This is a genomic window from Novosphingobium sp. B 225 (assembly GCF_002198665.1).
In the GTDB taxonomy this organism is placed as follows: domain Bacteria; phylum Pseudomonadota; class Alphaproteobacteria; order Sphingomonadales; family Sphingomonadaceae; genus Novosphingobium.
Genome location: NZ_MWLM01000007.1, coordinates 1 through 7,328 on the forward strand (window position 1 = coordinate 1; position 7,328 = coordinate 7,328).

The 7,328-nt window shown below is 64.3% G+C and carries 5 protein-coding genes and 1 pseudogene; 2 read left to right on the forward strand and 4 right to left on the reverse strand.

Annotation, left to right across the window (positions count from 1 at the left end; translation table 11 throughout):
- The 4 genes and pseudogenes from MNBBLIKP_RS17890 to MNBBLIKP_RS01190 form a co-directional block, all read right to left on the reverse strand.
- Window positions 1-563: pseudogene (locus MNBBLIKP_RS17890) on the reverse strand (hypothetical protein); the annotation flags it as partial.
- Window positions 564-669: 106 nt separating this feature from the next.
- The gene (locus tag MNBBLIKP_RS01180) at window positions 670-1,740 is read right to left on the reverse strand and encodes a hypothetical protein (protein WP_088306695.1); all 1,071 of its coding nucleotides are present in this window, start codon (window positions 1,738-1,740) and stop codon (window positions 670-672) included.
- Window positions 1,741-1,882: 142 nt separating this feature from the next.
- Window positions 1,883-4,555 carry an aconitate hydratase AcnA gene (acnA, locus tag MNBBLIKP_RS01185; protein ID WP_088306696.1) on the reverse strand — a complete coding sequence of 891 codons (2,673 nt, stop codon included), beginning with the start codon at window positions 4,553-4,555 and terminating at the stop codon, window positions 1,883-1,885.
- 190 nt (window positions 4,556-4,745) lie between these two features.
- Window positions 4,746-5,564, reverse strand: a complete 819-nt coding sequence (locus MNBBLIKP_RS01190) for a DMT family transporter (protein ID WP_088306699.1) — start codon at window positions 5,562-5,564, stop codon at window positions 4,746-4,748.
- Window positions 5,565-5,761: 197 nt separating this feature from the next.
- Between MNBBLIKP_RS01190 and MNBBLIKP_RS01195 the strand changes: the two genes are divergently transcribed.
- The gene (locus tag MNBBLIKP_RS01195; RefSeq protein ID WP_088306697.1) at window positions 5,762-6,520 is read left to right on the forward strand and encodes a cytochrome b/b6 domain-containing protein; all 759 of its coding nucleotides are present in this window, start codon (window positions 5,762-5,764) and stop codon (window positions 6,518-6,520) included.
- Window positions 6,517-7,272, forward strand: coding sequence for a molybdopterin-dependent oxidoreductase (locus MNBBLIKP_RS01200; protein ID WP_088306698.1), 756 nt, complete (start codon window positions 6,517-6,519; stop codon window positions 7,270-7,272). The genes MNBBLIKP_RS01195 and MNBBLIKP_RS01200 overlap by 4 nt, the downstream gene beginning before the upstream one ends.
- Window positions 7,273-7,328 lie beyond the last annotated feature (56 nt).

Sequence of the window (7,328 nt, forward strand, 5' to 3'; positions counted from 1 at the left end):
TTCGGCCACATGGACCGCCCCACCCCCGATGATCGCACCACCACCACGGGCGGAATCACCAGTTCGTCGACCACTTCGACCGGCGGTGTTTCGACCTCGACCGGCGGTGTCTCAACCTCGACCGGCGGTGTCTCGACCAGCTCGGGCAACGTCTCGACCTCGACCGGCGGCGTGACCAGCTCCAGCTCGACTTCGACCAGCTCGGGCAATGTCACCAGCTCGTCGGGTAACAATTCGACCACTTCCAGCTCGGGCAACGTCACTTCGTCGACCTCGAGCTCGGGCAACGTCTCGACTTCCAGCTCAACTTCGAGCTCGGGCAATGTCTCGACCAGCTCGAGCACCAGTTCGTCGGGCAATGTCAGCACCAGCTCCTCGACTTCGAGTTCGACCAGCTCTTCGACCTCGTCGTCGACCAGCTCGTCAACTTCGAGCTCGACCTCGACCTCGTCGGGTAACACTTCGGGCGGAACCACGGGCGGCACCGATGTCCCCGCACCGCCGATGCTGCTGCTGTTTGGTGCGGCTGCCGCGACCCTGGTCGGGCGCCGCCGTCTGGCCAAGGCGAAAGCTGCCTGAGCCGATCAAGCCAGTTTTAGGGGGAAAGGGCGGTCCGTGTGACCGCCCTTTTTCGTTGCGAGCCCTTCCGTGTCCTGTCCCGGCGCAGGATCAATAGGATCTGGCCTTGGCCAGCGCATTCAGCAGCGGCGCGATTGGCGCGGCGTTTTCGGAATACTTCTCTGCCATATATCCGGCCAGCAGCACATCCTTGCCAAATGGCTTGCAGAACATCCGTTCAAGCTGGGTTTCCAGCGCGGTAACCGGGCCGACGGACCAGCCAGCGGGCACGCCGACCACCGGCTTGGCCGCCTGCGTTGCCCATGGGCCAGGTATCGGCGGCAATTTCAACATGCCGAAAAATTTATCGCAGGTCGTGCCTGGGACCCGCGCAACTTCCACGGAAACGTCGGGCATTGACGGGAGCAGCCGGTCGAGCCGATCCGATTGGTCCGGCTTGCCGGCCTCTGGCTTGGTCACGATCCAGAACTGTCCATCGTCAGGCAGATCAAATTCGATCCGGGCCAGCTCCATCCGGACAGTCCGGGCTGCGGCGTTCTTGCCGCGATTGGTCACATTGCCGAGCCCCGGCTGACCCGGCGCCTGCACGCTGCGCGCGGCATAGCCCTTGGCCGCCGCCGCCAGAATCCGCGCCTGGCCCAGTTCGGTCAGCATCGCCGCCTTGGCCATGCCGGCCGGGCGATCAATCAGAAAATGCTGCAACAGCAGCCCGCGTCCGTCCTTGTCTGTCCGGCACAGCGCCACCATCGGGCGGGTGCCAATGCTGTTGGTGAAGGCATAGTCTCCCCCGCCAGCCTGCCATTGCTTGCCCCACAAGGTATGGGGGGCGGACCAGCCATTGCTGACCTTGAGCGCGGCGATCAGGGCGTCGCAGTTCCCGGCGTCGAAAAAGCCGGTGAGGATCCAGTTGCCACGCACCAGGGCGCCGCCCTTGACCGCGAGTTCATCCACCACGTCGCGGGCATCATAGGATCCGCTGTCGCTAAGCGACCAGCTACCGCCCAGCATATAGTCGCGCGCCGGATCGTCAGCCACGGTGATGACAATGCCCGTGGTCGGCAGCGTCAGGGTTCCGCCCTGTACCTTGACCGGACCGGCCTGCGCCGCTGCGGTGAACGCCAGAGCAAGCGGCACGGCGCCAAACAGGGCTGTCAGTTTCATTACCGGTTCTCCCGAACGCATGCTGGTGCTGCAGTCTGTCTGCATTCTGCCCGGCGGTAATGTATAAATGCGTCACTGGCGCAAAAAAAGGGGGCGCCGTCCGGTTTGGACGGCGCCCCCTTTTGGCGCAAGGCTGGATGGCTCAGGCTGCCAGCTTGCGAAGCACGTACTGCAGGATGCCGCCGTTGTTGAAATACTCGATTTCGTTGGCGGTATCGATCCGGCACAGCGCGGTGAAGCTGAAGCTGGAGCCGTCGGCGCGGGTGACCTGCACTTCGACATCCTGACGCGGCTTGAGCGTGGCGACGCCCTGGATGGTGAACATGTCATCCCCGGTCAGGCCCAGGCTTTCGCGGGTCTGGCCGTCCTTGAACTGCAGCGGCAGCACGCCCATGCCGACCAGGTTGCTGCGGTGGATGCGTTCGAAGCTTTCGACGATCACCGCGCGCACGCCCAGCAGGTTGGTGCCCTTGGCCGCCCAGTCACGGCTGGAACCGGTGCCGTATTCCTTGCCCGCGACCACCACCATCGCCGTGCCATCGGCCTTGTACTTCATCGCCGCGTCGAACACCGGCATGACTTCGCCGTTGTAACGGCTCATCCCGCCTTCGATCCCGGGGACCATTTCGTTCTTGATGCGGATGTTGGCAAAAGTGCCGCGCATCATCACTTCGTGGTGGCCGCGGCGCGCGCCGTATGAGTTGAAGTCCGCCTTGGCGACCTGGTGCTGCATCAGCCATTCGCCCGCCGGGCTATCGGCCTTGATGTTGCCGGCCGGGCTGATGTGATCGGTGGTGATCGAATCGCCCAGGATCAGCAGCGGTTTGGCCTCGATGATGTCCATCACCGGGGCCGGGGTCATGCTCATGCCCTCGAAGTACGGCGGATTGGCAACATAGGTGCTACCCGCGCGCCACTGATAGGTTTCGCTGCCGGTAACGTTGATTGCCTGCCAGTGCTTATCGCCCAGATAGACGTTGGCATAGCGCGCCTGGAACATCGCCCGGTCCATGCACATCGCCATCGTTTCCGCGACTTCCAGATTGCTCGGCCAGATGTCTTTCAGGAACACGTCCTGGCCATTGCTGCCCTGCCCGATCGGGGTGGTGACGAAATCTTCGATCACCGTGCCCTTGAGTGCATAGGCCACCACCAGCGGCGGGCTGGCGAGGAAGTTGGCGCGCACATCAGGCGAAACGCGGCCTTCGAAGTTGCGGTTGCCCGAAATGACCGCCGCGGCGACCAGTCCGTTTTCGTTGATCGCCTTGCTGATCGGCTCGGCCAGCGGGCCAGAGTTGCCGATGCAGGTGGTGCAGCCATAACCGACCAGGTTGAAGCCGATATTGTCGAGGTGGACCTGCAGTCCGGCCTTGTTGAGATAGTCGGTCACAACCTGCGATCCGGGGGCGAGCGAGGTCTTGACCCACGGCTTGGGCTTCAGGCCCAGTTCGTCGGCCTTCTTGGCGACCAGCCCGGCGGCAACCAGCACGCCGGGGTTGCTGGTGTTGGTGCAGCTGGTGATCGCGGCGATCATCACGTCGCCATCGCCCACGGTGAAGTCCTTGCCTTCGACCGCGACGCGCTGGTTGGCCTTCTTGTAGGTTTCGGCCATGTCCTTGGCGAACACGTCGTCCACGTCAGGCAGCGAAACGCGGTCCTGCGGGCGCTTCGGCCCGGCGAGCGACGGGACGACCGTGCCGAGATCGAGTTCGAGCGTGGAGGAGAACACCGGTTCGATCGCCGGATCGATCCAGAAGCCCTGCTCCTTGGCATAGGCTTCGACCAGCGCGATCTGGGCTTCCTCGCGCCCGGTCAGGCGCATGTAGTCCAGCGTCTTGTCATCGATCCCGAAGAAGCCGCAAGTCGCGCCGTATTCCGGGGCCATGTTGGCCAGCGTCGCGCGGTCAGCCAGGGTCAGGCCGGCCAGACCCGGACCGTAATATTCGACGAACCGGCCAACCACGCCGTGCTTGCGCAGCAGGTTGGTGCAGGTGAGGACGAGATCGGTCGCGGTCACGCCTTCCTTGAGCGTGCCGGTCAGCTTGAAGCCGACCACTTCGGGGATCAGCATCGACACCGGCTGGCCGAGCATCGCCGCCTCAGCTTCGATCCCGCCGACCCCCCAGCCCAGCACGCCCAGGCCGTTGACCATGGTGGTGTGGCTGTCGGTCCCGACGCAGGTGTCGGGATAGGCGACGGTCACGCCGCTCTGATCCTTGCTGGTCCAGACGGTCTGCGCGATGTGTTCCAGATTGACCTGGTGGCAGATGCCGGTGCCCGGGGGCACGGCGTAGAAGTTCGCAAGGCTCTTGGACCCCCACTTCAGGAAGTCATAGCGTTCCATGTTGCGGTGGTATTCGATCTCGACGTTTTCCTCGAACGCCTTGGGGTGGCCGAATTCGTCAACCATCACCGAGTGGTCGATCACCAGATTGACCGGGACCAGCGGATTGATCCGGCTGGTATCCCCGCCCAGCTTGGCAATCGCATCGCGCATCGCGGCCAGATCGACCACGCATGGCACCCCGGTGAAATCCTGCAGCAGCACGCGCGCCGGGCGGTACTGGATTTCGTTGCTGCTTTCGCTGGGGTTCTTCTGCCAGTCGATCACCGCCTTCACATCGTCGGTGGAGACAGTGAACCCGCCGTCTTCAAAGCGCAGCAGGTTTTCCAGCAGGACTTTCATGCTGAACGGCAGGCGGCTGACATCGCCAAACTTAGCCGCGGCCTTGGCCAGCGAGTAATAGGCATAGTCCTGCCCGCCGACGCTGAGCGTGCTGCGGGTGCCGAGAGTGTCCTGTCCGACCTGGGTCATGCTGCGTGATCTCCTGATGTCTAGGGCCCCGGAGGAGACTGCTGCTAGGGGCGGCAGCGGGTCCCTTGTGTCGGCGCCGCCGATGCGCGCGAATCCGCCGCGCGTCAAGGGGTGGAGGGATCGGAAATGGCGTCAATTCCGCCGAACAGACCGAGATCCGGGAACCGCGCGCCTTTACGCGAAATTCTTACTAAAGCGCCACTTCCTCGATATGGCTGCGTGGTGCAGCAATCCAGCACCCCACCACGATCAGCGCCACCCCAGCCAGGGTGGTCAGGGTGACCGGCTCGTCAAACATCCACCAGCCCAGGATCGCGGCCCAGATAAAGGCGGTATATTCGACCGGCAGCAAGGCCTGCGCCTCGGCCCGGCCATAGCCCCACGAAATCAGCATCAGCGAAACCATGGCCAGCAAGGCTCCGCCGCCAATATCGAGCAGCGCGCGTGAACCGGGCACCTGCGCCAGCCACGGTGCGGCGAGACCCAGGAACAGGCCGACGAACACGGTCTGGAACAGCGCCACTTCGATCGGCCCGGCCAGCTGCGCCTGCTTGCGCTGGAGGATCAGGTTGAAGGCATAGAGCACGGCGGAGATCAGGATCGCGCCGATCCCCCAGGCGGCGTCATCGCTGAAGTTGCCTTCGCCCAGCCGCCCCGCCGCGATCACCAGCACCCCGACAAGGCCCAGCACCGAAGCGATGATCGCACGCTTGCCGACCTGTTCACCCAGCAAGACGGCGGCCAGGTACAGCGCGATCAGCGGGGCGATAAAGGACAGGGCGATGCCTTCGGCCATCGGCACTCGCACCAGCCCCCAGAAAAAGGTTGTCGCCATGGCTCCGCTGACGGCCCCGCGCAGCGCGTGGAGCTTCATCGCGCCCCGGTCTGGCCACTGGCCGCCACGCCATTTCCACAAGGGAAACATCAGCGCCGTACCGAACAACGAACGGAGCAGCATTGCGTTATAGGCTCCGGCCGCAATCGAAGCATTCTTCATCAGCCCGTCCATCACGCTGAACAGCGCGATGCCCAGCGTCACCGCGGCAAACGGTGCGATTGCGGAATCGCGGTGTAACCGAACGGACGCCACGGACGAATTCTCCCCTTGAACGCGGAGCGGTAGGCGAGGGGGTGGCCCGGCGCAAGGCCGCCAGGCTTGGCGAAAGGGCTTTGTCGGGATGGAAACTTGTGCCTAGTCTGCGCGCCATGACGGATGAGCAACCGAGCGGCGGCGATCTGGTGCGGCGGCATGCCTGGCCCACGCGGTTGTGGCACTGGCTCAACGCGGTGACGGTCACGGTGCTGCTGATGAGCGGGCTGATGATCTTCAACGCGCACCCCCGGCTCTATTGGGGCCACTATGGCGCCGATGCCCGGGGGCATCCCGATCCGGCCTGGCTTGATCTGGCCCATGTCAACGGCGGCATCCCGTTCCCCGGTTGGATCACGATCCCGTCCTATTACAGCCTGGCCGACGCGCGGCTGTGGCATTTCGCTTTTGCCTGGGTGCTGGTGACCGCGCTGACGCTCTACCTGCTTTGGTCGCTGCTGCGCGGACATTTGCGCCGCGATCTCGCCCCGCGCCTTGCCGAGCTGCATCCGGCGCATCTGTGGCATCACATCATGGAGCACGCACGGCTGCGTTTCCCGACCGGGGCGGCAGCCTTGCATTACAATGTGCTGCAAAAGCTGGCCTATGGTTCGGTGCTGTTTGTGCTGTTGCCGGTGGTGATCCTGACCGGATTGACCATGTCCCCCGCGCTCGATGCCGGGTGGCCGTGGCTGGTCGAACTGTTTGGCGGACGGCAATCGGCGCGCTCGATCCATTTCCTTTGCGCTGCCGGGCTGGTCCTGTTCTTCCTTGTTCACATCGTAATGGTGGTGCTGGCAGGGCCGATCAACGAAGTGCGTTCGATGCTGACCGGCTGGTACCGGTTACCGCGCGACCAGGAGGTTCAACCATGATCCTGTCACGGCGCAAGTTGATCGGGATTGGCGCGGCGGGGGCCGGGGGGCTGTTGCTGGGCGGGTGTGACCAGCTGAATGCCAGCGCGGGCTTTCGCGATACGCTGAAAGGCGCGACCGGGCTCAACCAGCGGGTCCACCGCCTGCTGGTGGGGGACAGCCTGGCGCGCGAATTTACCGAGGCAGACATGTCGCCGGTGTTCAAAGCCAACGGCAGCCTTCGGGTGGCCGATCCGGCCTACCGCGCGCACCTTGGCCAGCAATTCGCGCAGTGGGCGCTCAGGGTTGACGGGCTGGTCAAGCAGAAGCTGATGCTACCGCTGACCGCGCTAAAAAGCTTGCCCCAGCGCACTCAGATCACCCGGCATGACTGTGTCGAGGGGTGGAGCGCGATTGGCAAGTGGCAGGGCCCGCAACTCGGCCAGATCCTTCAGGCCGCTGGCCTGCTCCCCAACGCGCGCTTCGCGGTGTTCCACTGCGCCGACGTGCTGGAAGGCGCGCCCTATTACGAATCGATTGATCTGGTGGAGGCGTTCCACCCCCAGACGATCCTGGCCTGGCGGATGAACGATCAGCCGCTGACCGAAGCCCACGGCGCGCCAATCCGACTGCGGGTGGAACGCCAGCTGGGCTACAAGCAGGCCAAATACATCATGCGGATCGAACTGCGCGAAAGCCTGGCCGGGCTTTATGGCGGCGGCGGCGGCCACTGGGAGGACGCACGCGGGTATCAGTGGTACGCGGGGATTTAGCGCAGGAAAATCCTCCCCCTTTGGGGGAGGTGGCAGTTCCGCAGGAACTGACGGAG